This window comes from candidate division TA06 bacterium (assembly GCA_016208585.1).
Taxonomy (GTDB): domain Bacteria; phylum Edwardsbacteria; class AC1; order AC1; family EtOH8; genus UBA5202.
Genome location: JACQXR010000113.1, coordinates 1 through 24,535, shown reverse-complemented (window position 1 = coordinate 24,535; position 24,535 = coordinate 1). Strand labels below are relative to the sequence as shown.

Sequence of the window (24,535 nt, the reverse complement as noted above, 5' to 3'; positions counted from 1 at the left end):
GGGGTGTAACAAGTCGCACGCGCACGTGGATTGAAACGCAGCATTTTAAGCAAGGGACTGAGCCGGAATACGTAACAAGTCGCACGCGCACGTGGATTGAAACTCGTATTCTATCAGCGTTATACTGACCGGATGCGGTGGTAACAAGTCGCACGCGCACGTGGATTGAAACTCTGCCCGCTTCTCCAGCTTGGCCCGCAGCTTACGCCCAGACCGTTACACATAGGAAAATAGAAAAATAGGGCTTGAAATTTCAGTAAAAATTGAGTATAATTACAGACGGCAAAATTCTGCATTGACACAGTCGCTCTTAACAATATATAATATTTTGTTTTGCAAGGTGTTATATATTTTTATCGGTAGCCGTATAAAACAGACAAACAAAATATCAATCAACCATTAAGCACTAGGAGGGTTTAAAACTTATGTCTACCTTATCCAAAATCAAGCCACTGGGAGATAGGGTGCTGGTAAAACCGCTGGAAGCCAAGGAAACCAAAAAGGGCGGAATCATTATTCCTGACACGGCCAAGGAAAAGCCCATGGAGGGCGAAGTGGTGGCCGCCGGCCCGGGCAAGATCTCCGACAGCGGCACCCGCATGGCCATGGACGTTAAAGCCGGCGACAAGGTGCTTTACGGCAAGTATTCCGGGACCGAGGTCAAGATTGATGACGTGGAGTACCTGATCATGCACACCGACGACATTCTGGCGGTGATCGGCTGAGGCGCGAAATATCAAAAACTAAATCCTAAACAAATTACAATCACCCAAATTCTAATTCCCGAGCAGTTTTCGGGTTTTACAATTAATAAATTTTGGTTTGTCCCGCAACAGCGGGATCCCGCCAACGGCGGTGATTTAGAGATTCGAAATTAGGGTTTAGGGTTTCCCAAAGGGCAATAAATATTTATAATAAACAAGGAGAAACGTCATGGCAAATGGCAAGATGATCGAATACGACGTCAAGGCCCGCGAGGCTTTAAAGCGCGGGATTGACAAATTAGCCAATGCGGTCAAGGTGACCTTAGGCCCCAAGGGCCGCAACGTGGTGCTGGAGAAGAAATTCGGCTCGCCCGTAGTGACCAAGGACGGCGTGACCGTAGCCAAGGAGATCGAGCTGGATGATCCCTACGAAAATATGGGCGCCCAGATGGTCAAGGAAGTGGCCTCCAAAACCGCCGATATCGCCGGCGACGGCACCACCACCGCCACGGTGCTGGCCCAGTCCATATACAAGGAGGGGCTGAAGAACGTCACCGCCGGGGCCAATCCCATGGACCTAAAGCGGGGCGTTGACCTGGCGGTGGAGGCCGTGATCGGCGAGATCAAGAAGATCTCCAAGCCCACCAAGGGCAAGGCCGAGATCTCCAACATCGCCACCATTTCCGCCAACAACGACCGGACCATCGGCGACCTGATCGCCGACGCCATGGAGAAGGTGGGAAAGGACGGAGTGATTACGGTGGAAGAGGCCAAGGGCATGGAAACAACTCTGGAAACGGTGGAAGGCATGCAGTTTGACCGGGGTTACATCTCCCCCTACTTCGTTACCAATTCCGAGCGGATGGAATCGGTGATGGAAGACGCCTACATTTTGATCCACGACAAGAAGATCTCGGCCATGAAGGAACTGCTGCCGATCCTGGAAAAAGTGGCCCAGCTGGGCAAGCCCCTGGTCATCGTCTGCGAAGACCTGGAAGGCGAGGCCCTGGCCACCCTGGTGGTCAACAAGCTGCGCGGCACCTTGCAGGTCTGCGCGGTCAAAGCCCCCGGCTTCGGCGACCGCCGCAAGGAGATGCTGACCGACATCGAGACCCTGACCGGCGGCAAGGTGATCTCCGAGGAGGTCGGGTTTAAATTGGAGAACACCCAGCTGAGCGACCTGGGCAAGGCCAAGCGGGTGACGGTGGACAAGGACAACACCACCATCATCGAAGGGGCCGGCAAGGAAAAGGACATCAAGGCTCGCATCGCCCAGATCAAGGCCCAGATCGAAGAAACCAAGAGCGACTACGACAAGGAAAAACTGCAGGAACGGCTGGCCAAGCTGGCCGGCGGAGTGGCGGTGATCAACGTCGGGGCCGCCACCGAGACCGCTATGAAAGAGAAAAAAGCCCGGGTCGAGGACGCCTTGCACGCCACCAGGGCGGCGGTGGAAGAGGGCATCATCCCCGGCGGCGGCGTGGCCTACATCCGGGCCATAGTCTCGCTGGACGGGATTAAATGCTCGGGCGACGCCAAGATCGGGGTGGACATCATCCGCCGGGCCCTGGAGGAACCTCTGCGCCAGATAGTCAACAACGCCGGAGTGGAGGGCGCGGTGATAGTGGACCAGATCAAGAAGGCTGCCCTGCCCGCCATGGGCTACAATGCCGAGACTAACAAGGTGGAAGACCTGGTAGCGGCCGGCGTGATCGATCCCACCAAGGTGGCCCGGATCGCCCTGCAGAACGCGGCCAGCATCGCCGGCCTGCTGTTGACCACCGAGTGCGTGATTGCCGAGAAGCCCAAGGAAGAAAAACCGATGCCCATGCCCCAGGGCGGCGGCGGTTACGGAGACATGTACTAAACGACCTCACCCAACCCTCTCCTAATGCTTTAGGAGAGGGCAAAGTTATAGGCTACAGAAGAACCCCGCCGTCTATAAGGCCCGGCGGGGTTCTTGTTTTTGTCCTTGCACGTTTGGCAATTTCTTTCGGCAGACGGGCATTCAGCAGCACTCAGGATGACGAGGGGCGTTTTCGTCATTCTGAGCAATGCTTTACGCTTAACTACCGAAGAATCTATGGATTGGGCCAGGCCCTTCAAAAGCCAGACAGGGCTGGCGCCACAGGGTGACATCGGCGTGTTCTCGTCAAGGGGCGGCCGCAGTTAAGTAAAACCCCCCGCTGGAAAAATTCCAGCGGGGGGTTTGTGGGTAAAAGCTATTTCTTTTTACCGCCAGAGGCCGTGATGGTCTTTTTTACTTCAACTCCGCAAGACTGGAAAGTGACTTCAATATCTTTTTGGCGTTTGGCGGGAATAACCAACTGCGAGTATGCCCAGCCGTTGATATCGGTAACGTCCATTGGCACCAATATTTTTCCGCCGCTGGCCGAGAAATATACAGCACCGCTGTCTATCCCTACATTATAGGCATCGGTTAGGCGGGCGGAGAGGCTGACGGTATCAGCCACGGCTTTGGTGCTGTCGAAATAGGCCGGCAATACTACCTCTAAGGCTGGGTCCACAATTGGTATGCTTATGGCCAACTGGTTCCAAACGCTGTCTCCGGAAGTTTCGGCCCGCACCACCAGGTTATGGAAGGTTGGCTTGCTGTCCCAAAACATTTTCACAGTTGCTATGCCGCTGCCAGGCACAGTGGCTCCGGTAACCCCGGATCCTTCTATGCTGGCACTGTCAAACTGGGTGGTAAAAGTGCTATCGGTGAATAAAGTGAAATAAACAGCCCGGCCATCGGCTACAGGATTGGAATATTTATCCTGGACCAGGGCCGAAAAACCTGCGCTGTAAGTGCCAGGAGATGGTTTGGCGACATTAGAATAAATTTCAGTGCTGAGGCTGAGGCTGAATGGCGGTCCGGCAGTGATGGTCACCTGGGGCGCTCCCGAAGTTACGGACCCGGAAGTAATCCGGATATCCACGGTACCAGATTTGGTGCCGCTGTTCAGCGAAACCTTGGCTACGCCGCCGGCGGTGGGTATGACCACCGGGCCATAACCTGCTTTATTGAGGTTTTCCCCGGCTCCAGGCCCGCGCAGGATCGTAAAGGATACGCTGGTGCCGTCGGAGAGCTTGTTGCCGTTCTGGTCGTAAACCGTGGCAGTCAGAACACAGGTCTCTATGCCGCCGGTACCCGAAACCTGAATGGTGTTGCTGCTGGTTTGAATCTCGATGCTGTTTACCCCGCCGGGGGTGATGACTACATTGTAGTTGGCGCTGGCGGTGCCGCTGGTGGCGGTGATAACCGCGTTGCCGGCAACAGTTCCGGGGGTTAGATAGGCGGTGGCCACCCCGCTGACGGTGGTGGTGGAATTGGTAATGGAACCCAAAGTAGTGGCGAAGTTCACCACCACACCGTCGGGAACTAAATTGCCGGAGCCGTCACGCACTGTGGCCCGGATGGTGTCGATCTGGGCACTGCCGGCTACCAGGGAATCCCGAGTGGCGGTAATAGTAATGGTGGCAGCCTCCCCGGCGATAAAGTTGACGGTGATCGAGGCGCTGGTGATGCTACCGGCGGTTGCGGTAACCGAAGCGCTGGCCGGGGTGCTGCTGGAGGTTAAGGTGGCGGTGGCAGAGCCGTCCTTGGTCGCCGAGCTGGGGGTGATGGAGCCGGCGCTGGAATTAAAGGTTACCGGAGTGCCATCGGGTACCGGATAACCGGCGTTGTCTTTTACCAGGGCGGTAATGGTGGTGGAGGATGTGCCATTGGCCACTATGGAGGAACTGCTGGCGCTTACCGCAACGGTGGAAATGACGACGGCGGTAAATTCAACCGTCTGGGTGCGGGTAAGGGTTGCGCCGTAGGTCGCGGTAACGGTGTTGGTGCCGGTGCTGCTGCCGCTCTTTAAAGTGACCCCGGCCACGCCCGAGGCGTTGGTTATGGCGCTGGCAGTAATGGTTCCCAGTACAGTGGAAAAGTTAACCGCGGCCCCGGCAATGGGAGCGCCGCTGACGGTCTTGGTAAGGGTAGCGGTGATGGCCGAGGTGGATGAACCGTTAGCGGTGATGGAGGCCGGATTGGCCCCCAAGGTAAAAGTAACCCCCTCAAAAGTAACCGTAGTGGTCTGGGGCAGTTTTGAGGCCGAAAAATCCTTTCCCTTGACCACAAAAGCCTGGGCGGTAACGGTGGCTATGATGTTTGCCGCCGAAGCAGTGCTGACCAAAGTAGCTGTGGCTATGCCGGCGGCATTGGTTACAGCGCTGGCGGTAATTGTTCCGGAGTTGGTGGCAAAGAGGATGGTCTGCCCCGAAATGGGATTGACGCCGTCAGTCAATGTGGCGGTAATGGTGGAGGCGGATACGCCGTTGGCCAGGATGGATGCCGGTGAGGATCCCAAAGCAAGCGTAGCTCCGCCTTCGCTGAAGACCACCGAAGTCTGGGCCGTGGCCTGTCCGCAAGTGGCGGTAATGTTGGCTGTTCCGGTCTTGGTGGCACTGGTTAGTTTGGCCGTGGCCACTCCGGCAGTATTGGTGGTCGCGCTGGAGGTAATGGTTCCCAAAGTAGTTGTAAAAGCTACGGAGGTTCCGGCCCGCACCGGGTTGCCGTAGGCGTCGGTAACTGTGGCGGTAATGGTGGACGAAGAAATCCCGTCCGGAATCAGTGTCGTCGGGGAAGCGCCGAGGCCTATGGCAGCTGCGTCGCCGGGAGTATAATTTATGGTTACGGATGAACTCTCGGGCCCGGCAATGGCGTAGGCCCTGACGCTTCCCACTACAGTGCTGGAAGTGATGTTGGCTTCGACCTTGCCAGCATTGGTGGTGTCGTTGGCGGTGATCATGCCGGGGTTAATCCCGCCCACGCCCACGATCCTGAAAATGACCAGACTGCCGTCGGGAATGGGGTGGTTCTGGCTGTCCTTTAAATAGGCGGTGATCTTCGAATTGCTGTTGCCGTCGGCAGCGATAGAGGTGGGGTTGGCGGAGATGATGATGCTGGCGGCGGCCGTCATCACAAAGTTTACCGGGGTCACCTGACTGGCCAGCACATTAATGGTACGGGTTTGGGTTGGATACCCGGCCAAAATTACGTCAACGTCGTGGCTACCCGCGGCCACAAGGCTGATGGTATCAGGAGTGGTGCCCACCGAAGCGCTGATCCCATCCAAATATATTGAGGCGCCGGATGGTGTTGAAGTAACATAGATGGCGCCGGCGGCAGAGGCTGAAACCACGGTAACCGAAGCGGTGCCCTTCATGGTGGTGCCGGTAACGGTGGCTGTGATGGTCACCGGTCCTCCGGCGGTCACGCCGGTAACCATCCCGGTAGTGGAGACGCTGGCTATTGTGGCATTAGAAGAAGACCAGGTATAGGTCGATGATACTGCAACCCCGGAATCATAAGCAGTAGCGGTAAACTGGACAGTATTTCCTACCACTAAAGCATAACTGGTGGGAGCGAGGATAACCGAATCAATTGTGGTGGTAGTAGGCGGCGGTGTGGTGTCGTCCCCTGGGGCGGTGGGGCTGCTTTTGGAACAGGCCAGCCAGGTAAAGGGCAATGCCGCAGACAGAACCAGCAACATTGCTATGGCCAATATTTTTTTGGAAAACATGGTATTATTGCTCCTTTTTTTAAATTTCAATAAACTTGTTTTAGAAACTTACCGAGACAGAATCGCTGAAGGTTTTGTTATACCCGTAGGCGTCCTCGCCCCAGAACTTTAACCACATGGTGGCCGGGGAACCGCCTACCGCGGTGCGCAGGGCATTCATGCCGGTTAGGGTAATATCCATAGGGGCGGTAGTTTTACCATTAACAAAGAAGGTGTAATGAATAATGTCAGAGTTCTTTTTTATTGGGGCAGTGCCGGGGCCAATGTAGGTACATTGCTGGGTGGTTATTATGGCATCTACTTTGTTTTTACTTTCGAAGGTAATGGTAGTTACGATGGTGTCGTTACCTCCAAAAGCGCTTTGCGAAATGCTGATGATCTTTACCTCCGGGGCCGGGGTGATGGCGCTGCAACCCATAATACCCAGGGCAATCAAGGCCGCCGCCAGGGTTAAGCCGATTAAAGGTTTCTTTTGCATGGTTAAACCTCCCTTAAATTTTTTTTAATAATTTTCGATAGTTGCGGTGTTAGTTAAAAATGCCCTTACAATAGAATAGTATATTGCAGGTTAGCCCTGCTGTCAAGAGAAAAATTTATTTTTTTTATTTTTTTTATTTTTTTTAAAATAACACTTGACAAACTACCTGTAAATATAATAAAATGACAAAGAGCATATCAATAGATAATCATATATAGGTAATCATACCTCACTCATCTTATCGAGGGACATATGCCGGTATCACCAAAAGAAATAGATTCAGCCAAACTGTACACGGTCACAGAAACTGCCCGGATTCTAGCCGTTACCGACCAGACAGTGCGCAAGCGCCTTTGCCAAAAAGGCCTGATCGGTAAAAAAGTAGGGCAGCGCTGGCTGATTAAAGGAACCGAGATCCAAAAATTCATCGGCGAATAAATTTTTTGCAACCCTTTAGCTACACCTCTATACATCGGTGTAAACTCCGACTCAAAGACAAATATCATAGAAGAATTCTTGAAGCTACCATAAAAATGTCATCCTTTAGTAAACTCAGGACAAGTTTTAGAAAAAAACCGCTTTTGGAAAAAAGATTTACGAAAGCGAAAATTGCAAAACAGCCTATTTTAATTGCTCAGGACATGCTTGGTGTTCCTGGTCGCCGAAGCTTTGCGTAGGAAACTTCGTGGCCCTGAATAGATACATTTTTTTAATATAATGGGTTCCTCATAATGAACACATTAAATAAGAGGGATAGTTAAATGTTCTTCGGTAAAAAAGCAGCCACCCTGGGCCTGGACATAGGAAGCAGCCAGATAAAGTTCGTCGAGATCCAAAAGACCGGCAAGGGCATTACCCTGACGAACTATGGTTCCGCTCCTTTACTGCCCGAGGCCATTGTGGAAGGCGAAATCATGGACCGGACCCTGGTGATCGACGCCATCAAGGGCCTTTTCGAGACCCACAAGGTAAAAGGCAACGAGGTGGTGGCGGCCGTTTCCGGGCGCGGGGTCATTACCAAGCGGATCAACATGGACAAGCTCAAGGAATCGGAGGCCCGGGAGCGCATCAAATGGGAGGCCGAGCAGCACGTGCCGTTCGAGATCTCCGACGTGGTGCTGGATTTCCAGATCCTGAATCCGGACCTGGGCAACAATCAGATGGAAGTGTTGCTGATTGCCGTCAAGAACGATACCTTAAATGCGCACCTGGATCTGTTGAGCGGGGCCGGGCTTTATCCGGTGATCATGGATTACGGAGCCTTCGCCGTCCAGAACGCCTTCGAGGCCAATTACGACATGCCGCCGGAGGAGATGGTGGCCTTGGTGCATATCGGCGCCGACGGCACCAACATCAATTTTATTAAAAACAAGATACCGTATTTTACCCGCGACCTGCCCATGGCCGGCAACGCTTGCCTGCAGGTGATCCAGAAAAACCTGGGGCTTTCCTATGAGCAGGCCTGTGAACTGACCAAGGGCGAGAACGTGGCCGATGTCAGCCAGGAGTCAGCCAACGAAGTTTTTGCCAGTTTTGCCACTGATTTTGCCGGGTCGATCGATCGCACTCTTTCGTTTCTGGCCATGTCCGGCGGCAGCGACAAAATGAGCCGGATATTCCTCTCCGGGGGCGGGGCCTTGATTCCCTCGCTGCAGGACCATCTAAAGGAAAAATTCGAGATCCCGGTGGAGATCGTCAACCCGCTGCAGAAAATATCATACGACCCCAACCTGTTCGGGGTCACCGGGGCCGAGCGAATAGCTCCCATGTTAACTTTAGCGGTAGGCTTGGGTTTAAGGGAGGTAAAATAAATGATACAGATCAATCTGATCCACGACCAGAAAATAGCCCGGGTGGCCGCTGTCCGTCCCTCCGGCGCCGGCTTCAAATTCGCGCTGCCCCGGCTGCCGTTCAACGTAGGGATGGTGGCGGCCGCGTTGCTCTTCGTAGCGGTAATAGCGGCTTCAATAGTTGCCTATACCTGGCAGCAGACCGACGTCAAGATAACCAACGGCAAGATCAAACGCGACAGCCTGAAGATAGACAGTCTTAATATTCTCAACGTCAAGGTCCAGGAACTTAAGAAGAATAAAGAGGAGGTGGAGGATAAGCTCAACGAGGTCAACCTGATAAATCAGGGGCGGTTCTATGCGGCCCGTTTGATTGAAGTTGTCAACCGGTGCCTGCCTAACTATCTCTGGCTGACCCTTCTTTCCGAAGATGCCGGCAAAGTGATCATAGAGGGCTCCACTTTCTCCAATCTGATAGTGGTGGAGTTGATGGACAACCTCAAATCCTCGCGCTGCTTCAGCGGCATCGAACTGACCCAAACCTCCAAGGCGGACATCGATGGCCGGGAAATGGTAAAATTCAGTTTAACCGGAAATTATAAACCGGAAGTTTTCCAGCCATCCCCGGCAAGCGCCATCCCCCAGGATCCCCGGCAGCCCGCCAAACTGACTTTGAGCTGGAGCCGGGTCAGCCAGGCCACCAACTACATCATACACGTTTCAGCCAGCGATTCCTTCAACAATCTTATTGCCAACCAGCGGCTGGAAGATACCACCAGCTTCACCGTCAACTCGGGGCTGGAAGAGGGGAAAAAATATTTCTGGCGGGTGCAGGCCTTTAACGGCTATATCTCTGCCTTCTCCGACTGGTCCAACCCGATGCCGCTCTTGATTGGCGGAGGAAAGGGGAATAAATGAACATAGATATCAAAGACATAAAAACCCAGATCACCATCGGGCTGGTGGTCTTAAGCCTGGCCATCGCCGCCCTGTTCTATTTTTTGACCTTCAAGCCTTCTGGCGAGAGATTAAGCCAGCGCAAGGTAAGGCTGGATTCGTTGGAGGCCGGGATCAGGCTTTTAGATGCGGCTGTCAGCGAGTCCACCAAGTTCAATATGGAATTGAAGAACATGGGCAAAAAGCTGCGCCAGGCCGAAAAACTTTTGCCGGACGAGAAGGACATTCCCAGCCTGCTGCGTCAGATCACCCAGGCCGGCATCAAAACCGGGGTCCGCTTCACCGCCTTCAAGCCCGGCGCCCTGACGGCATCGCCGGCGGCAAAGCTGTCTTCGGTGCTGACGGTGGATGTAAGCGTGACCGGCTCTTACAGCCAGTTGGGGGATTTTATGGCCAATCTGGGAACCTTGAGCCGGATAGTGATTCCCGCCAAGCTCAAGGTATTGCCCAATAACGATAAAACTAGAACAGTAAAAGCAGACTTTGTGGTAAAAGCTTTTGTATTTAACAAAGCAGGAGGCGTAAAATCAGATGCTAAAGATACAGACAAACCTAAGAGACCCGGCAAGTCTTAATCTGCTGGCGTTGGCGATAGCCCTGGCCCTGGCCCTGGTCTGCGGCTGCCAGCCCGGTAATAAGGCCGCCAGCCCGGCAACGCCGGCTCCGGTTTCCAGAGCACAGTCGGCGCCGGTTAATTTGCCGCCGGCCGGAGACACCCTTTTAAAGAGCGAAACCTATGAATATCCGCTGAAAGGCAGCCGCGACCCGTTTAAATCGGTGATTCAAAAGCGGGGCGAAGGCAGCGGCGAAAATACCGTCGGCACGCTGGATATTTCCAACATTTCCCTGACCGGCATTATCGAAGGGCCTAACGGGCGCTTGGCCCTGGTCCACGACAATCAGGGGGTGGGTTATGTCGTTAAGGAGGGCGACCAGCTTATCGGCGGGCGGGTGCTGGCCATCAAAGACACCAGCATAGTATTCCGGCAGGAGGTGGAAAAGGGGAAACCAATAGATTTTTCTCTGCCGCTGACGCGGGAGAGCCAGGATTTGCGAATCAACCAATAAATGACACATAAAGTCTATAAAAAAAGGCGAAGCAAATGATTAAATCCAAAATCGGAATCAGGCTGGCTCTGGTTGCCGGGGCCGTGCTGGCCTTAAGCCCAATGGTTTGGGCCCTCAAAATTAACGACATCGTGGTCAGGAAATTCGAAGGCGTTACCGAGGTGGTCATCAGCTGCGATGACGTGCCGGATGCCAAGGATTTCACCATGACCAAGCCAGACAGGCTAATACTGGACATCAAGGGAGCCACCATCGGATTTGGCAATAAGACCCTGACCCTGAACCGGGGAGGCATCAATACCATCAGCACCAGCCATTTCGACCGGGAGGGTGGAATTGCCCGGGTGGTGATAGAGATGTCCTCATCGCCTTCCTACATTCTGATGACCGAGGAAAGCGACATAGTCATCAAGCTGACCACCAAGGAGACCGCCCAGTTTGCCGAGTGGAAGGCCAGCACCGCCGAGATGGAGGTGGCGGCGGCTCCGGTGACCCCGGCCGTCCCGGCTTTACCTCCCAGCGCTCCCCCGGCAGTGGAAGAAACCCCGGCCGCTCCGGCGGCACCGGTCGCCCCGGTTCCAGTTACTCCGGCGGTCCCGGCCCCGGTGGTGGAAGAGACCCCGGCCGCTCCGGCGGTACCAGTCACCCCGACTCCGGCGGCTCCGGCCCCGGTGGTGGAACAACCGGCCGCTCCTTACACTCCGCCGACTGCCGCACCTCAGCCCCCGTCCACTCCGCCTCCGGTGGTGGAAGAAATGCCTGCTACGCCGGTGGCCCCGGCGGCTCCGCCGCAGTATCAGGCGCTGCCTGCCACCCCCATGCAGCCGGCATTGCCGGTTTATGTGGCTGCCAAGACGCCAGGCTATCCCGCCAGAGGCAAAAGAGGCCTGGCCGGCAAAAGAGTGTCTTTAAATCTGGAGAATTCCGACATCATAGCGGTATTGCGGGGAATGGCCCAGCTGGCCAACTGCAACCTGATAATCGGCGGCGACGTCAAGGGCAACATCAGTATGCGTTTGAAGGATGTTCCCTGGGTCATGGCCTTTAACGAAATGGTGAAATCGGCCGCCATGATCGCCGACTGGGGCGAAGATTCCACCATCATCAGGGTGGGAACTCCGGCCAAAATGCAGGAAGAAGTGCGGGGCCGCAGTCTGGGCGTGGAACTAAAGACCATGGTTTATTACATTCAATATGCTGTGGCCAGCGAACTTTCGGGCTCTATCCAAAAGATACTAAGCGACCGGGGCGGCATTCAGGTCGATAAGAGAACCAATGCCCTGGTGATCACCGACGTAGCCGATAAACAGGCTGAAGCCAGAAACCTCATAGTTCAACTTGACACCCCGACCCAGCAGGTGGAGATCATTGCCCGGATCATCGACGTGGACATGGACGCCACCAAGGATCTGGGGATCAACTGGTCTATAGCCAATGTGGGAAGCTATGCGGGCAATCTGGAAACCAAGAATTTGGGGCCAACAAGTCCCGGAATACAGGTGCCGCAATTGTTGCCCACCGGAGACCGTCCCGGGATCAATATCGGGACCATTCGATCCTTTGCCCAGCTGAACGCCACCATCTCGGCTTTGGAGTCCGACCGCAAAGCCAATACCATCTCCAACCCCAGGATTTCGGCCACCAACAACAAGGAAGCCAAAATAGTCGGCGGCAAGAAAATCCCGATTTCACTGAGGGATGAAAGCGGCAATACCGTAACATCGATGTACACCATCGGCATGGTGCTGACGGTCACCCCGCACATCAACTCGGCTCAAAATATCACCATGGATGTCAAGACCGAGATCTCGGATCTGGACCCCACCGCCACCATTTTGGGCGGGGTGGTTATTTTGACCAACGAGGCCACCACCCAGATAATGATCAATGATGGCGAAACCGCAGTCATCGGCGGACTGTTGCAGACCAAGGGCGGAAAATCTATCAAAGGCGTGCCAATATTGATGAACATTCCGTTTATCGGCGCTTTGTTCCGTTCCACCAGCACCGCCACCGCCAAACGTGAGATATTGATATTCTTAACGCCCAACATAATAAAATAACATCAGCACATAAAAACAAAAAAAGAATCGTCCCGAGCTTTATCGGGACGATTCTTTTATGGTATAATGGGGCATTGTTTATCGAAAGGCTATTATGCTTTTTTAACGGCCTTGGCCAAACGGGATTTCATCCGGGCGGCGGTGTTTTTATGAAGCACGCCTTTTTGGGCGGCTTTGTCTATCTGGGAATGAGCCAGAGGCAATTGTTCTCCGGTTTTAACCATTGCGGCCTTTTTAATGGTGCCCCGCAGCTTGCTTTTTACCGCCATTCTGGCGGTTCTTCGTTTGATAGCCTGACGGGCCCGTTTTACCGCCGAATTTATTTTTTTCTTGGTGTTTCTTTTTTTAGTCTCTGCCAACTTGATTCCCTCCAAATAAATTTTGTTGATTATTGATTAGCCGTTAGTTTTCTCTTTACAAAGCGTGTAAAAATATCATATCATACCATTAAAGTCAAGCTATATTTTATCCATTAATAAACCCGACACCGATTGATAAGGAAATGCTTATGGACCGCACCGAAGCCAAGAGGATAATCGAAGCCCTGCTTTTTGCCACCGACGTCCCCCTGCCAGTCTCCAAGATCAAGTCCACCCTGGGCGAGATAGACCTCAAGATATTGCGGCAGTTGCTGCACGAGCTGAAGGATGAATATGAGAGGAACGGGCACAGTTTTTCCCTGGTGGAGCTGGCCGGGGGATTCCAGATATACACCAAACCGGAATATTCCAAATGGGTGGGCGAGCTTTTCCGGGGCCGGCGGGTGTCCCGGCTTACCGCGGCTTCCCTGGAGACCCTGGGGATAGTGGCCTACAAACAGCCCATCATCAAGGCCGATATGGAGAGCATCCGGGGGGTCAACGTGGACGGGGTGACGGCCACCCTGCTGGAGCGGAACTTGATTACCGCAGTAGGCCGCGATAACCGTCCCGGCAAGCCGCTGCTGTTTGGGACCACTCCGGAGTTTTTGCGCTATTTCGGCTTAAGCTCGCTGTCGGACCTGCCCCGGATCGAGGAACTGGAGGAATACCTCAAAGCCAGGCAGGCGGAAAAGGAAAAGATGGACGCCGAGATCGACGCCGAGCTTGGTTTAACGAGGCTTTCGAGCTACGGCACCCAGGAGGAGGTTCCCTTTGAATCTCCGGACAATGTTTTAGAGGATAAGGCGGGGCCGGATAAAACTGAAGATCCGGAGGAAGGAAAATCTGCTTCGGATTTGGAAGGTGATTCTCCGGAAGGCGGGGAAGAAAAAGAGCAGTTGTAATATTTTTTAAATACCCTTCTCAACTTTGGCAAAAAGCCAAAGTTGAGGAAATCACTTCAAAAGCCAGGCAAGCAGTCGTGCTCAGTGCAGGCCTAATATCCAAATCCGCTTTCGCTTCTTGCCAACGGCCCCGCAAAGCGGAGCCTCCGCCTATGGCGTGGCGTGGCTTGTCTTCTTCAAGCGCCATAGCTTTCGCTTACGCTACCTGCTTGCCTTCCCTTGGGGGCCGTAGCTTTAGCGAAGGCCTCAGCGGAGGCGCTCCGAAATCCGAAATCACCGCCCTTCCTCCTTCGTTTCTACTACGGCGGACAGGTTGGCGGGATCCCGATATTGCGGGACAAATACCAATGGCCAAAGCGGCATAATTTGGGCATTTTCGGATTTCTGATTATAAGGAAACCAGGAATGACAGGAATTATTCCCCAAGTGGTTTTCTTGTCTGCTTAGAAATATTTTAGGTAATGGTTGCGACAAGTGGTATCAGGTAATTTGACAATCATTCATTATTTCCTGGTTTCATGGATTCCTAATAGAGAACCAGAGTTACTAATCAGAGCGGATAATAGTAGACTTTTTTCCACCGAAACACGCTAAATACGCTAATTATATTGGATTTAAAAGAAACCGGAATGTCTACTAATATACGCTCCCATTAGTATTTTTTACCGGGGGACACTTTTAATTTATATATTTTGCTGGCCGCGCCCTGGGTAACGGTGAATTCCAGCCCCTGAAGCTTAAAACTTTCGCCGGGCAGCGGGATGCGCTGCAGTTCTTCAAACAGGAACCCGGCCAGGCTGTGGGCCTTGGATTCGGTGTGTACTTTAAACTGTCCGGCAAATTTATCCAGAGGCATCCGGGCATCCACCGAAAATGAGCGGCCGCCCAGGGGGATTAGATACTGATATTCCCGGTCCAGTTCGTCCTGCATTTGCCCCACGATCTCCGCGGTCAAATCCTCGCTGGTGATCAAGCCGGCGGGAGCGCCGTATTCATCGATGGCCAGGGCGATGGAAATCTTTTTCCTCCGGAATTCGGACAGGGCCTGGGAAACCTTGATGGTCTGGGGCAGGAACACCGGCAGCCGGATGAATTCCACCGCCCGTAAGTCGCCGGATTTTTTGCGCCACAGCCGCAAGACCTCCTTGACGTGGATGATCCCGATGATGTTGTCCGGGGTTTTCTCGTAGACCGGGAAGCGGGAATGGCCGGATTTCAGGCAGAGATCGATTATCTGGTCCACCTTGGCCGAGGCTTCGATGGATGAGGCCTGGGGCAGCGGTATCATCACCTCCCACAGCGGGGTCTGGGACAGCGACAATATCCGTTGCATCATATGCCCTTCATCCCGGGTCAGCGCGTTCTGGGCCACGGCTTTGGCCAGCAACAGCTGTAGTTCCTGGATGGTCAGCTTATCGGGCTTTTTTAGTTTTAGTTTTTTTAGCAGTTTTCTTATCTGAATCATCAGGTTTGTCCAATGAGTTGGCGATGGTTAAATTTTGGGGAGAGACCATTCCGCCGGAGACGATCAGTTTTAGGGCCTCCTCCACCGACATCTGAACTCTCAACAGCCGCCGGGGCGGCACCAACATGATCCGGCCGCCGGTGGGGTTGGGGGTGTTGGGCAGGTAAACGGTATGGACCACCGATCCATCGTCCATTTCCCAAGTCTTTTCGGAGGTCAGGAATCCCAGGGCGAAAGCGCCGGGGCGGGGATACTCCACCGCCACCACCTGGCGGAAGGCGAAACGGTTGCTGAAGAAATTATCGGTGAACTGCTTGGTGGTGCCGTAAACCAGCCGGGCCAGGGGCACCCTGGAGATGAAGTCGTCCCAGATATCCAGCAGCCGCCGGCCGATCAGGTGCGAGGCCAGGAAACCCATCGCATAGATGACCAGCACTAGCAGCACAAATCCCAGCACCAGCCTGACCATTTGGGGGATATCCTGCAGATAGGGGACATAGACCAAAAGCTGGCCGAAGATCTGTCCGCTCCAGCTGAACAACAGCCATAGAAGGTAGGCGGTTAGCAGTATGGGCAGCATCACCACCAAACCGGTCAAAAAATACTTTTTAACCGGCCTCCCGGCGGAGTCCTGTTTTTTTATGAATTCCATAATAGTTAAAAGTAAAGTAACCATTCAGCCACCAAGCGATGCACTGAGTTTACCGAAGTGGCACCAAGTCTCAAAGTGGATTTAAATCTGGGTTCATTCTAAAAAAGGCCATTTTTGCAATTTTCGCTTTCGTAAATCTTTTTCTAAAAGCGGTTTTTTCAAAAAGACATTTTTGTAGTAGATTCAAGAATTATTCTATAATCTTTGCCTTTGATCTTTGTGGCTGGATAGTAATAAAATTAACACAAATTGGCTGCCGCGTCAAGATTATTTATTTTTTAAATTGAATGAAACTGTACTTAAGGCTGATATCACGCCTAAAACCATACTGGAAACAGTTCTGTTTGGCGGTGCTCTGCATGTGGATGCTGGCCCTGTTCTCCGGGGCTTCGCTGGGGATGATCGCCCCGTTCATCAAAGTGTTGTTCAGCCCGGCCCAGGAGAAACTGGCCGCGACCGCCCCCGCCGTCCGATCGCTGGATGTCAACCAGCTGAAAGACCTGGCATTTTGGTGGCTGTTGAAGGACGGCCGGCTGGCCGGGCTGATCAAGCTCTGCTGGCTGATATTGGGCGTATTTTTCCTGAAGAACATTTTCATGTACCTGCAAAGGATCCTGACCGTCTATATTGAGCAAAAGGTGACCGCCGACCTGCGGGAGAAAATGTACGGCCATCTGCACAAGCTTTCCCTGTCCTATTTCCACCAGCACAAGGTGGGGAACACGGTATCCCGGCTGACCAACGACGTGGGGCTGTTGCGGGGAGCCATCACCGACGGCACCATATCCATCATCCGCCAGAGCAGCCTGATCCTGGTTTACCTGGGCCTGGCGGTGATCGCGGCTCCCAAACTGGCGCTGACCGCATTGCTGGTGCTGCCTTTGAGCATCGGAGTCATTTCCCTGATCGGACGTCGCTTAAGGAGGCGGGGCAAACGGCTGCAGGAGAAACTGGGGGATGTGACCGCGGTTTTGACCGAAACCATCTCCGGCATCAAGGTGGTCAAGACCTTTGCCATGGAAGAGCATGAGAAAACAAAATTTTCCCGCTACAATCGGGATTATTTCCGGGCGGTGTTTCGGTTTGAGACCCTGGCCGGGCTGACCCCGCCTTTGACCGAGTTTTTGGGGGCCATCGCCGGAGTGGCGATAATCTGGCTGGCCAGGGACCAGGTGGCCGGGCCGGGAGCCATCAGCCCGGAAAGGTTCTTCGTCTTTCTGGCCGGAGCCTTTTCCATGTTACAGCCCTTGAACGGGCTGTCCAACGTTACTCCGGTGGTGCAGCAGGGGCTGGCCGCGGCCGAGCGCATCTTCGGCCTGATCGACCTGGAGCCCGAAGTCAAGAATCTGCCGAATGCCTTGCCCATAGGCGAATTCCAGGATTCGATCAAATTTATTGATGTCTCATTCAGCTATAAGAGCCGGGGCCATGGCGGGACAGGTCCAGCGGACGAAGACCTGGTGCTGCGGGACGTCAACCTGAATATCAAACGGGGCGAGATGCTGGCTTTGGTCGGCCCTTCCGGCGCCGGCAAGTCCACCCTGGCCGACCTGATCCCCAGATTTTACGACTGCACCAGCGGCAAAATAGAAATCGACGGAAGGGACATCAAGGAACTGGAATCCAAGTCGCTGCGAAGGCTGCTGGGGATGGTGGGCCAGGAGACCATCCTGTTCCATGACACCGTGTTCAGCAACATCGCCTACGGCCGTCCCGGGGCCTCCCAGGCCCAGGTGGAGGAGGCGGCCAGGGCGGCCAACGCCCACCAGTTCATTGCCGAGATGCCGGACGGCTACCAGACCGTGCTGGGCGAGCGGGGCTTGAAGATCTCGGGCGGCCAGCGCCAGCGAATCTCCATCGCCCGGGCCATCCTCAAAAACCCGGCCATCCTAATCCTGGACGAGGCTACCTCGGCCCTGGACACCGAATCCGAGCTTTTGGTGCAACAGGCCATCAATAATCTGATGAACAACCGCACCGCCATAGTCATCGCTCACCGGTTGTCCACCATTCAGCGGGCCGACCGGATTATAGTCCTTGAGGACGGCCGGATCACCGAGACAGGAAAGCATTCCGAACTCTTGGCCAAAGGCGGGACTTACGCCAGGCTGTATAACCTGCAGTTCAAGGCTTGACGATTGTTAAACATGAACAAACTTGACATCGTAACTTTCTGGGACAAATGCTTCGCCCGGACGCCTGCTGATAAAGAGTACCTTGGGATGGTGAAATTTACATCCACCATAGCGCGTTTGAGGGAATACAAGGCGTCAAAGGTTCTTGACGTGGGGTGTGGTTACGGCAATTGGGCCATCGCCTTGGCAAAGGCCGGGTTCGAGGTAACTGCCGTTGATATATCCTCGGAAGTCATACGGATAGTTGATGACCGGGCAAAACAGGAGGGAGTCAACATTACGACGATCATATGTCCGGCGCAGAATATAAAATTACCGAAAGCGCCCTATGATGCCGTCATCTGTAATTCCGTTTTAGATCATATGCGTTTATCGGATGCAACAAGAACAATTCAACATATCAAGAATGCCCTGAAACCAGGCGGTATCGCGTTCATCTCTTTTGACGGGTTTGAACAGGCGGATCCCGGCAGTTATTCGGTACTAAAAGACGGAACCCGGTTATACAGGAAAGGCAGATTTTCGGGAATGCTGTGGCGGTATTTCACGAACAATGAGATAATAGATTTCTGTAAGGATACTAAAATAGTGGATTTTTTTGTAAAAAGCAACGGTAAAAGAAATGTTTGGTTTGTGAAAAAGTAATCGTTAAGCAATCTGTTCCAATTTATTAATACAAACGCATTGATATTTCTTGAGCATTACCGGGTGGCAATGCTGAAAATACGGGCGTTTTGGGGCCAACTATCGCGATTTATGTCATTCTATTTAACTCGTTTGTATTAGTTTTCATAACGCGCACAATCTGAAACATAAAACCCATTCAAAAATCATGCGGTACAAACCAGCGGAGAAAATATTCAAGAAGGCCATGATCGGCCTGTTTTCGGCGTTTTTACCCGACGTGCTTTATTCCCCGGACCAGGTAAAATTGGATTCGGTGAAAAGTATTTTGGTGATCCGCCAGCACGACCAGCTGGGCGACCTGATACTGACCACTCCGGTGTACCGGGCCTTAAGGCAAAGATTTCCTCAAGCTAGAATAACCGCTATGGCCCGCTATTACACCCACCCCGTTCTGCATAACAATCCTAATATTGACCGGGTGCTGGTCTATCCGGAAAAGCTGAAATTAGCCACGCCTAAAAGGCTGTTCCAACTGCTAAAAGGCCTGCGGCAGTCCTATGACCTGTGCATAGTCCTGAACACAGTCTCACATTCTTTATCCAGCGATGTGTTAGGCCTGTTGTCCGGCGCCCGTTACCGGCTGGGGACATCGGAACTGCCGTTCTATGATTTCCGGCCCAACTTGTTTTACAATATCCTTTCCGCCCCGCCAACTTTCCCGTTGCACGAGACCAAAAGGAGCCTGCTGATCACCGAAAGGCTGGGAATCACAACCGATGATCTATCGGAAGAGGTCTGCCTTACCCCGGAGGAACAGGAGCAGGGCAGGAAGCTGCTGTGGGACCGCCACCTGATCCCGGAGAAGACCATCGGCCTCAATCTGGGCGCCTACAATATGCCGAACCGGTGGCCTTACCGGAAATACGCGGCCCTGGCTGACTGGCTGGCCAGCGAGTTCGGCTTCCAGATCGCCGTCTTCTGGGGGCCGCGTGAGAACAACCTGGGCGAGCGGTTCCTGGGGGCGGTCAACGTCAAGGTGACCGCCCTGCCCGGCCTGGACGTGCGGCAGTTGGCCGGAGTCCTCAGGCAACTACGGCTGGTGGTGTGCAATAACACCGGCATCATGCACCTTTCGGCTGCGGTGGGCGCCCCCACTTTCGCGATCTTTGGCCAGAACGATCCCGAGTTATGGCGGCCATTGAACAAAAATTTCTACGGCGTCCGGGGGTTGGACAAAACCTGCGCCTCGGCCGAGCTGGAGGTGGTGCAGTCGGGGATCAAGAGGATGCTGGACCGGATGGATTCCATCACCTAGCCACGGAGGCGCTACTTTCGTTAATCGTTAATCGTAGGGTTTCATTCAGGGTGTTGATTTGAACAAAATGGGTGTTTTCAGGTAGAGTAAAATGTATCCCAAGGCAAAATAATCGCTCTACGGTCTTATAAATCCGCCGCTTTTTAGAGGGGTCAGATTTCCGATTTTAAATCAACGCCCTGATTCAAAATATTTTTGACAATTTAGGAAATGCAGTAGTTATGTCTTACCTTGTTTTAGCCCGCAAATGGCGGCCCCAGAATTTCGAGCAGCTGATTGGACAGCAGCATGTGACCACCACTTTGCGCAATGCCATCCGCTCCAAGCGCATCGCCCACGCCTACCTGTTCTCCGGCGCCCGGGGGGTGGGCAAGACCTCGGCCGCCAGGGTGCTGGCCAAGGCCTTGAATTGCGCCGAAGGCCCGACCGAGACCCCCTGCAACCAGTGTACCTCGTGTGGTGAGATCACCGGCTCCCGCAGCATCGACGTGCTGGAGATAGACGGCGCCTCCAACCGGGGCATCGACGAGATCCGCGATTTAAGGGAGAACGTCAAATACACGCCCACTCAGGGCAAATACAAGATCTACATCATAGACGAAGTCCACATGCTGACCAAGGAGGCCTTCAACGCGTTGCTGAAAACGCTGGAAGAGCCTCCGGCCCATGCTATCTTCATCTTTGCCACCACCGAGATTCATAAGGTGCCCATTACCATCCTGTCCCGCTGCCAGCGTTTTGATTTCCGCAAGGCGGAGGTTTCGGTGGTAGTGGAATACCTCAAGAAGATGCTGCCGGGCGAGGAGGTGCAGGCTTCAGACGACTGCCTGTACTTAGTGGCCCAGAAATCCGAGGGTTCGATGCGGGACGCCATCAGCCTGCTGGATCAGTTGATCTCCTACGGCGGCCAAAAGCTGACGGCCGAGGACGCCCGGCAGGTGCTGGGCCTGGTGGACGAAGCCCTGTTTTTTAAAACCGTGGACCTGATCCGGGGCAAGAACCAGGCCGGGCTGTTGGAATTGGTGGAACAGGTATCTTCGGGCGGATATGACTTGCAGGAGTTTGCCCTGGGTCTCTTGGCCCACTTCCGCAAACTGATGGTGATAGCGGCTGGCCAGCCCGACATTGCGCTGTCCGATGTCCCGGCCGATGCCAGAGAGAATTATCTGAAACAGGCCGGCGGCATCCAAAGCCGGGATCTGCTGAGGATGGTCAGGATCCTGGTGGAGACCGAGACCACCATGAAGCGGAGCAGCCAGTCAAGGCTGGTGCTGGAAGCGGCCTGCTTAAGGCTTTCGGAGCTGGATGAGATGGTAAAAATAGAAGAACTGATAAACGGACTGGGAGGGGGGCTGGCTCCGGCAACAAACGACCAACCAATCCAAAACCAAACCGATGGCGGTCCGAAGGCAATGTCCGCCAGAAGCCAGGAGGCGCCCTTGCTTTCAGTCCGGCAGCCCTCGCCTGCCGCCTATGTTGCAACACCAGTAAGGGAAGAGTCTAAGGCTCCTCCCGCTGTATCCAACGGCGATTTTGAAGGCCTGTGGCGCAGTCTGGTGTCCTCCATCAAGAACCGCAACATGCTGCTGGGGACCTGCCTGGAGGCGGCCCGGCCCGTGGGCATCAGCGACGGGCGGTTGACCATCAGCTACGGCACTAATTCCAAATTTTTCACCGATTCCCTGGAAAACAAGACCAACCAGCAGATGCTGGAGGAAGAGACGGTCCGTCTTTGGGGCCAGCGCCTTAAGCTGGCCTGCCAGGTATCCCAGGAACCGGGACAGGCAGTCAACGGCCAGCCGGATAGGACCGATCTAAAAGACGAAACCAACCGGCGCAAGAGCCAGGCTCTGGGCTCGCCCAGGATCAGGGACTTTTTGAACCAGGTGGAAGGCGAAGTACTATAAAGGCAGAAAGCAAAAAGCGAAGTTCAAATTAATAATAGTAAATCAGGCAGCAGTTTTTGTGGCTAAAGGGATGGGGGATATTTTAAAGCAGGCCCAGATGATGCAGTCAAAGATGGAAAGCATTCAAAAAGAACTGGGCAACAAACGGGTGGAGACCTCGGTGGGCGGCGGCATGGTCAAAATTGCGGCCGACGGTCAACAGAATATTTTGGACATCAAGATATCTCTGGAGATCGTCGAACCCGAGGAAGCCGGAATGCTTCAGGACTTGTTATTGGCCGGGGTGCAGGAGGCCATTAAGCGATCCCGGGAGCTGGCGGCCAAAGAGATGTCGGCTCTGACCGGCGGGATGAACCTGCCGGGGGTTGGAGCATTGCCACCAAGACACCAAGGCAAAATAAATTGAAAACCGAAAATAGGAAATGGGAAATAGGAAGTAATATTAGTGGTGTGTCTTGGTGGTAAAAGATAACGTGAAGAATTTATGAATTACGGATCTGAAATACTCAACCGGACCGTGGACGAACTGATGAAACTGCCGGGCATCGGGCGCAAAACCGCCCAGCGTCTGGCTTTTTATCTGTTGAAATCGTCTCCGGACGATGCCGAGGCCCTGGCCCACGCCATCATCGAGCTCAAGCAAAAAGTGCGGTTCTGCAAACAGTGCTTTAACGCCTCGGAGCAGGATCTCTGCAACCTCTGTCGGGACCCGGGCCGGGACGACTCGGTGTTCTGCGTGGTAGAAGAGGTCAACGACCTTTTAGCCCTGGAGAAGACGGCAGACTTCAAAGGCCGGTACCACGTGTTGCAGGGGCATCTTTCTCCGCTGGACGGGATCGGGCCGGACGACTTAAGGGTGCGGGAGCTGATGGAGCGGCTGGAAAAAATAGACGTCAAAGAGATCATCATGGCCACCAACCCCAACGCCGAGGGCGAGGCTACCGCTCTTTATTTGATGAAACTGATAAAACCGATGGGCATTAAGATCACCCGCATTGCCCGGGGCCTGCCGGTGGGCAGCGACCTGGAGTTCTCGGACGAGGTTACTTTAAGCCGGGCTCTGCAAGGCCGCCAGGAGATGTGAGGTAAAAACACTACCGGTTGTCAGCAAAGCGTTTCTGAGATGATAGGAAACGCTTTTTTTGTTACGTTTTTTATTGCTTTTTTTAGTTTCATTGTCTATAATAAATAAATAAATAAATAAATAAATAAACAATTAATTGTTCTTGAGGTTGCGGGCATTCCTTTTAAAACAATATTTGGATAAAGGAGGTTGTGCTATGAAAAAAGGTTTGATACTTTACCTGGGTGTGGTGTTGGTTTTCACTCTGACGGCCGAGGCCAGGAAAACCGATCCCAGGACCAACCTGGTCACCAAGGAAGGTGAAACCACGGTAATCAAAGCCTCCGGCGCCAAGCTTCCCGGGGTGGGCACTATTGTCAGCACCACAGGTTATGGCGATGCCTGGCGGGCTACTGCCGGCATGACCGGCAAAAGCATAATAGTTGATTCCACAGGGACCAACATCGGCATAGGGTTCGGCAAGGCCGCCAGCCCCTGCAACCTGGTGTTCAGCTATTCCAACGACTTTGGCGCCAACTGGGGAACCCAGACCATCGCCGACAGCATGAATACCAGATGCTACAACGGCCTGGCTCTGGATAATTCCGGCCGGCCTTACATAGTATGGCAGGACCGGAACACCAACACCATATTCTGGTCCAGGGACGAGGGCGGGATCGGGGGCGGACTGTGGACCCCTCCGGACACACTGTCCAGTGACTCCGTGGCCTGGTATCTTCCCACCATGGCGATCAGGGACAGCATTTTGATCATTTCGGCCCTTGCCCACGCCGTAGCGGGCGGCGACTATTCGACCTATTATGCTCTTTCCTATGATCTGGGTGCCACCTGGGTTTACAGCGGCTGGGATAAATTCTGCGACAACGAGATCTCCGGGCTGGGCTGGGATGTGGACCCGGTCGACTGGCTGATCTCGGGCAGCGGCGACACCGTGGTGGCCTTCCTGGAAGTGGTCGGCGACACCGTTAGTTATGTGGCCGAAAGCGGCTACGCCGGCTTCTTTCCGGCCTATAAAGTATCGGTGGACAGCGGCCGGACATTCGGCCCCATGCAGATGTTCAATCCCTATCCGCAGTACTGGTACGGCGGCTGGTGGTACATGTACGACGGGGCCTGGATCAACGACCGGCCGTACTTTTTGTTCACCTGGCAGGACGGCACCTGGAACGGCCAGGGCTTGTTCGTCTACTTCCCGACCACGGCCGGCGACTTCAGCGCCTGGACCGTCAAGCGTATCTCCGGCATCCCCGGCAACCTGGCCGGCGTTACCCCTGGCGACTTGAACGGCGGCGGCGTCAACTTTCCGACCTTGAGTTCCGATGCGGCCGGCAACATCTACGCCATCTATAACGACTATGGCAAGACTACCAACAATGACGAGATCTTCGGGGTGGCCTCCGTTGACAGCGGGAAAACCTGGCTGAACCCGGTGCAGCTGACCAACGAAGCG

At 53.9% G+C, this 24,535-nt stretch carries 21 protein-coding genes; 16 read left to right on the top strand and 5 right to left on the bottom strand.

The window, feature by feature from the left end; genetic code table 11:
• Positions 1-425 precede the first annotated feature (425 nt).
• Positions 426-725, top strand: a complete 300-nt coding sequence (gene groES, locus HY768_08670) for a co-chaperone GroES (GenBank protein ID MBI4727275.1) — start codon at positions 426-428, stop codon at positions 723-725.
• 208 nt (positions 726-933) lie between these two features.
• Positions 934-2,571, top strand: a complete 1,638-nt coding sequence (gene groL, locus HY768_08665; GenBank protein ID MBI4727274.1) for a chaperonin GroEL — start codon at positions 934-936, stop codon at positions 2,569-2,571.
• A 355-nt stretch (positions 2,572-2,926) separates the two neighbouring features.
• On the opposite strand, the gene HY768_08660 is transcribed toward groL, so the two are convergent.
• Together HY768_08660 and HY768_08655 are read right to left on the bottom strand one after the other, a co-directional pair.
• Positions 2,927-6,280 (bottom strand): Ig-like domain-containing protein, encoded by a 3,354-nt coding sequence (locus tag HY768_08660; protein ID MBI4727273.1) that lies wholly within the window; start codon positions 6,278-6,280, stop codon positions 2,927-2,929.
• Positions 6,281-6,320: 40 nt separating this feature from the next.
• Complete coding sequence (locus HY768_08655) at positions 6,321-6,758, bottom strand: hypothetical protein (GenBank protein ID MBI4727272.1); 438 nt, start codon at positions 6,756-6,758, stop codon at positions 6,321-6,323.
• Between the two features lie 252 nt (positions 6,759-7,010).
• Here HY768_08655 and HY768_08650 point away from each other — a divergent pair, with 252 nt between their 5' ends.
• The 6 genes from HY768_08650 to HY768_08625 all read left to right on the top strand — a co-directional run bounded on the left by HY768_08650 (position 7,011) and on the right by HY768_08625 (position 12,636).
• Entirely contained in the window at positions 7,011-7,196 is a 186-nt protein-coding gene (locus HY768_08650) for a helix-turn-helix domain-containing protein (protein ID MBI4727271.1), read from the top strand.
• A 323-nt stretch (positions 7,197-7,519) separates the two neighbouring features.
• Entirely contained in the window at positions 7,520-8,569 is a 1,050-nt protein-coding gene (gene pilM / locus HY768_08645; GenBank protein ID MBI4727270.1) for a type IV pilus assembly protein PilM, read from the top strand.
• Positions 8,570-9,466 carry a PilN domain-containing protein gene (locus tag HY768_08640; GenBank protein ID MBI4727269.1) on the top strand — a complete coding sequence of 299 codons (897 nt, stop codon included), beginning with the start codon at positions 8,570-8,572 and terminating at the stop codon, positions 9,464-9,466. It abuts the gene before it with no gap.
• Entirely contained in the window at positions 9,463-10,080 is a 618-nt protein-coding gene (gene pilO, locus HY768_08635; GenBank protein MBI4727268.1) for a type 4a pilus biogenesis protein PilO, read from the top strand. The genes HY768_08640 and pilO overlap by 4 nt, the downstream gene beginning before the upstream one ends.
• Positions 10,037-10,573: a hypothetical protein gene (locus HY768_08630; GenBank protein MBI4727267.1), complete on the top strand. Its 537-nt coding sequence runs from the start codon at positions 10,037-10,039 to the stop codon at positions 10,571-10,573. Before pilO ends, HY768_08630 begins: the two co-directional genes overlap by 44 nt.
• Positions 10,574-10,608: 35 nt before the next feature.
• Complete coding sequence (locus HY768_08625; GenBank protein MBI4727266.1) at positions 10,609-12,636, top strand: AMIN domain-containing protein; 2,028 nt, start codon at positions 10,609-10,611, stop codon at positions 12,634-12,636.
• Positions 12,637-12,728: 92 nt separating this feature from the next.
• Here HY768_08625 and rpsT read toward each other — a convergent pair whose 3' ends face one another.
• The gene (gene rpsT / locus HY768_08620; protein MBI4727265.1) at positions 12,729-12,959 is read right to left on the bottom strand and encodes a 30S ribosomal protein S20; all 231 of its coding nucleotides are present in this window, start codon (positions 12,957-12,959) and stop codon (positions 12,729-12,731) included.
• A 185-nt stretch (positions 12,960-13,144) separates the two neighbouring features.
• On the opposite strand from rpsT, the gene scpB reads away from it, so the two are divergent.
• Positions 13,145-13,900, top strand: a complete 756-nt coding sequence (gene scpB, locus HY768_08615) for an SMC-Scp complex subunit ScpB (protein MBI4727264.1) — start codon at positions 13,145-13,147, stop codon at positions 13,898-13,900.
• Positions 13,901-14,552: 652 nt separating this feature from the next.
• On the opposite strand, the gene HY768_08610 is transcribed toward scpB, so the two are convergent.
• Together HY768_08610 and HY768_08605 are read right to left on the bottom strand one after the other, a co-directional pair.
• Entirely contained in the window at positions 14,553-15,365 is an 813-nt protein-coding gene (locus HY768_08610) for an HlyC/CorC family transporter (GenBank protein ID MBI4727263.1), read from the bottom strand.
• Entirely contained in the window at positions 15,313-16,017 is a 705-nt protein-coding gene (locus HY768_08605) for a DUF502 domain-containing protein (GenBank protein MBI4727262.1), read from the bottom strand. The genes HY768_08610 and HY768_08605 overlap by 53 nt, the downstream gene beginning before the upstream one ends.
• Positions 16,018-16,304: 287 nt before the next feature.
• Between HY768_08605 and HY768_08600 the strand changes: the two genes are divergently transcribed.
• The 7 genes from HY768_08600 to HY768_08570 all read left to right on the top strand — a co-directional run.
• Complete coding sequence (locus HY768_08600) at positions 16,305-18,152, top strand: ABC transporter ATP-binding protein (GenBank protein ID MBI4727261.1); 1,848 nt, start codon at positions 16,305-16,307, stop codon at positions 18,150-18,152.
• A 12-nt stretch (positions 18,153-18,164) separates the two neighbouring features.
• Positions 18,165-18,797, top strand: coding sequence for a class I SAM-dependent methyltransferase (locus HY768_08595; GenBank protein ID MBI4727260.1), 633 nt, complete (start codon positions 18,165-18,167; stop codon positions 18,795-18,797).
• Positions 18,798-18,984: 187 nt separating this feature from the next.
• Positions 18,985-20,094, top strand: coding sequence for a glycosyltransferase family 9 protein (locus HY768_08590; GenBank protein MBI4727259.1), 1,110 nt, complete (start codon positions 18,985-18,987; stop codon positions 20,092-20,094).
• 221 nt (positions 20,095-20,315) lie between these two features.
• Positions 20,316-22,001, top strand: coding sequence for a DNA polymerase III subunit gamma/tau (gene dnaX, locus HY768_08585; GenBank protein ID MBI4727258.1), 1,686 nt, complete (start codon positions 20,316-20,318; stop codon positions 21,999-22,001).
• 70 nt (positions 22,002-22,071) lie between these two features.
• Entirely contained in the window at positions 22,072-22,407 is a 336-nt protein-coding gene (locus HY768_08580; protein ID MBI4727257.1) for a YbaB/EbfC family nucleoid-associated protein, read from the top strand.
• A gap of 78 nt (positions 22,408-22,485) precedes the next feature.
• Positions 22,486-23,085, top strand: a complete 600-nt coding sequence (gene recR, locus HY768_08575; GenBank protein MBI4727256.1) for a recombination protein RecR — start codon at positions 22,486-22,488, stop codon at positions 23,083-23,085.
• Positions 23,086-23,281: 196 nt separating this feature from the next.
• Positions 23,282-24,535: exo-alpha-sialidase (locus HY768_08570; GenBank protein ID MBI4727255.1), on the top strand; the 1,254-nt coding region annotated here is incomplete at its 3' end.

Coding starts and splice junctions, on each gene's coding strand:
- groL (MBI4727274.1), top strand. CDS start 934: ATGGCAAATGGCAAGATGATCGAATACGACGTCAAGGCCCGCGAGGCT.
- HY768_08630 (MBI4727267.1), top strand. CDS start 10,037: ATGCTAAAGATACAGACAAACCTAAGAGACCCGGCAAGTCTTAATCTG.
- pilO (MBI4727268.1), top strand. CDS start 9,463: ATGAACATAGATATCAAAGACATAAAAACCCAGATCACCATCGGGCTG.
- HY768_08625 (MBI4727266.1), top strand. CDS start 10,609: ATGATTAAATCCAAAATCGGAATCAGGCTGGCTCTGGTTGCCGGGGCC.
- scpB (MBI4727264.1), top strand. CDS start 13,145: ATGGACCGCACCGAAGCCAAGAGGATAATCGAAGCCCTGCTTTTTGCC.
- dnaX (MBI4727258.1), top strand. CDS start 20,316: ATGTCTTACCTTGTTTTAGCCCGCAAATGGCGGCCCCAGAATTTCGAG.
- HY768_08640 (MBI4727269.1), top strand. CDS start 8,570: ATGATACAGATCAATCTGATCCACGACCAGAAAATAGCCCGGGTGGCC.
- pilM (MBI4727270.1), top strand. CDS start 7,520: ATGTTCTTCGGTAAAAAAGCAGCCACCCTGGGCCTGGACATAGGAAGC.
- HY768_08655 (MBI4727272.1), bottom strand. CDS start 6,758: ATGCAAAAGAAACCTTTAATCGGCTTAACCCTGGCGGCGGCCTTGATT.
- groES (MBI4727275.1), top strand. CDS start 426: ATGTCTACCTTATCCAAAATCAAGCCACTGGGAGATAGGGTGCTGGTA.
- HY768_08660 (MBI4727273.1), bottom strand. CDS start 6,280: ATGTTTTCCAAAAAAATATTGGCCATAGCAATGTTGCTGGTTCTGTCT.
- HY768_08590 (MBI4727259.1), top strand. CDS start 18,985: ATGCGGTACAAACCAGCGGAGAAAATATTCAAGAAGGCCATGATCGGC.
- HY768_08600 (MBI4727261.1), top strand. CDS start 16,305: ATGAAACTGTACTTAAGGCTGATATCACGCCTAAAACCATACTGGAAA.
- HY768_08595 (MBI4727260.1), top strand. CDS start 18,165: ATGAACAAACTTGACATCGTAACTTTCTGGGACAAATGCTTCGCCCGG.
- HY768_08610 (MBI4727263.1), bottom strand. CDS start 15,365: ATGATTCAGATAAGAAAACTGCTAAAAAAACTAAAACTAAAAAAGCCC.
- HY768_08650 (MBI4727271.1), top strand. CDS start 7,011: ATGCCGGTATCACCAAAAGAAATAGATTCAGCCAAACTGTACACGGTC.
- HY768_08580 (MBI4727257.1), top strand. CDS start 22,072: ATGGGGGATATTTTAAAGCAGGCCCAGATGATGCAGTCAAAGATGGAA.
- recR (MBI4727256.1), top strand. CDS start 22,486: ATGAATTACGGATCTGAAATACTCAACCGGACCGTGGACGAACTGATG.
- HY768_08605 (MBI4727262.1), bottom strand. CDS start 16,017: ATGGAATTCATAAAAAAACAGGACTCCGCCGGGAGGCCGGTTAAAAAG.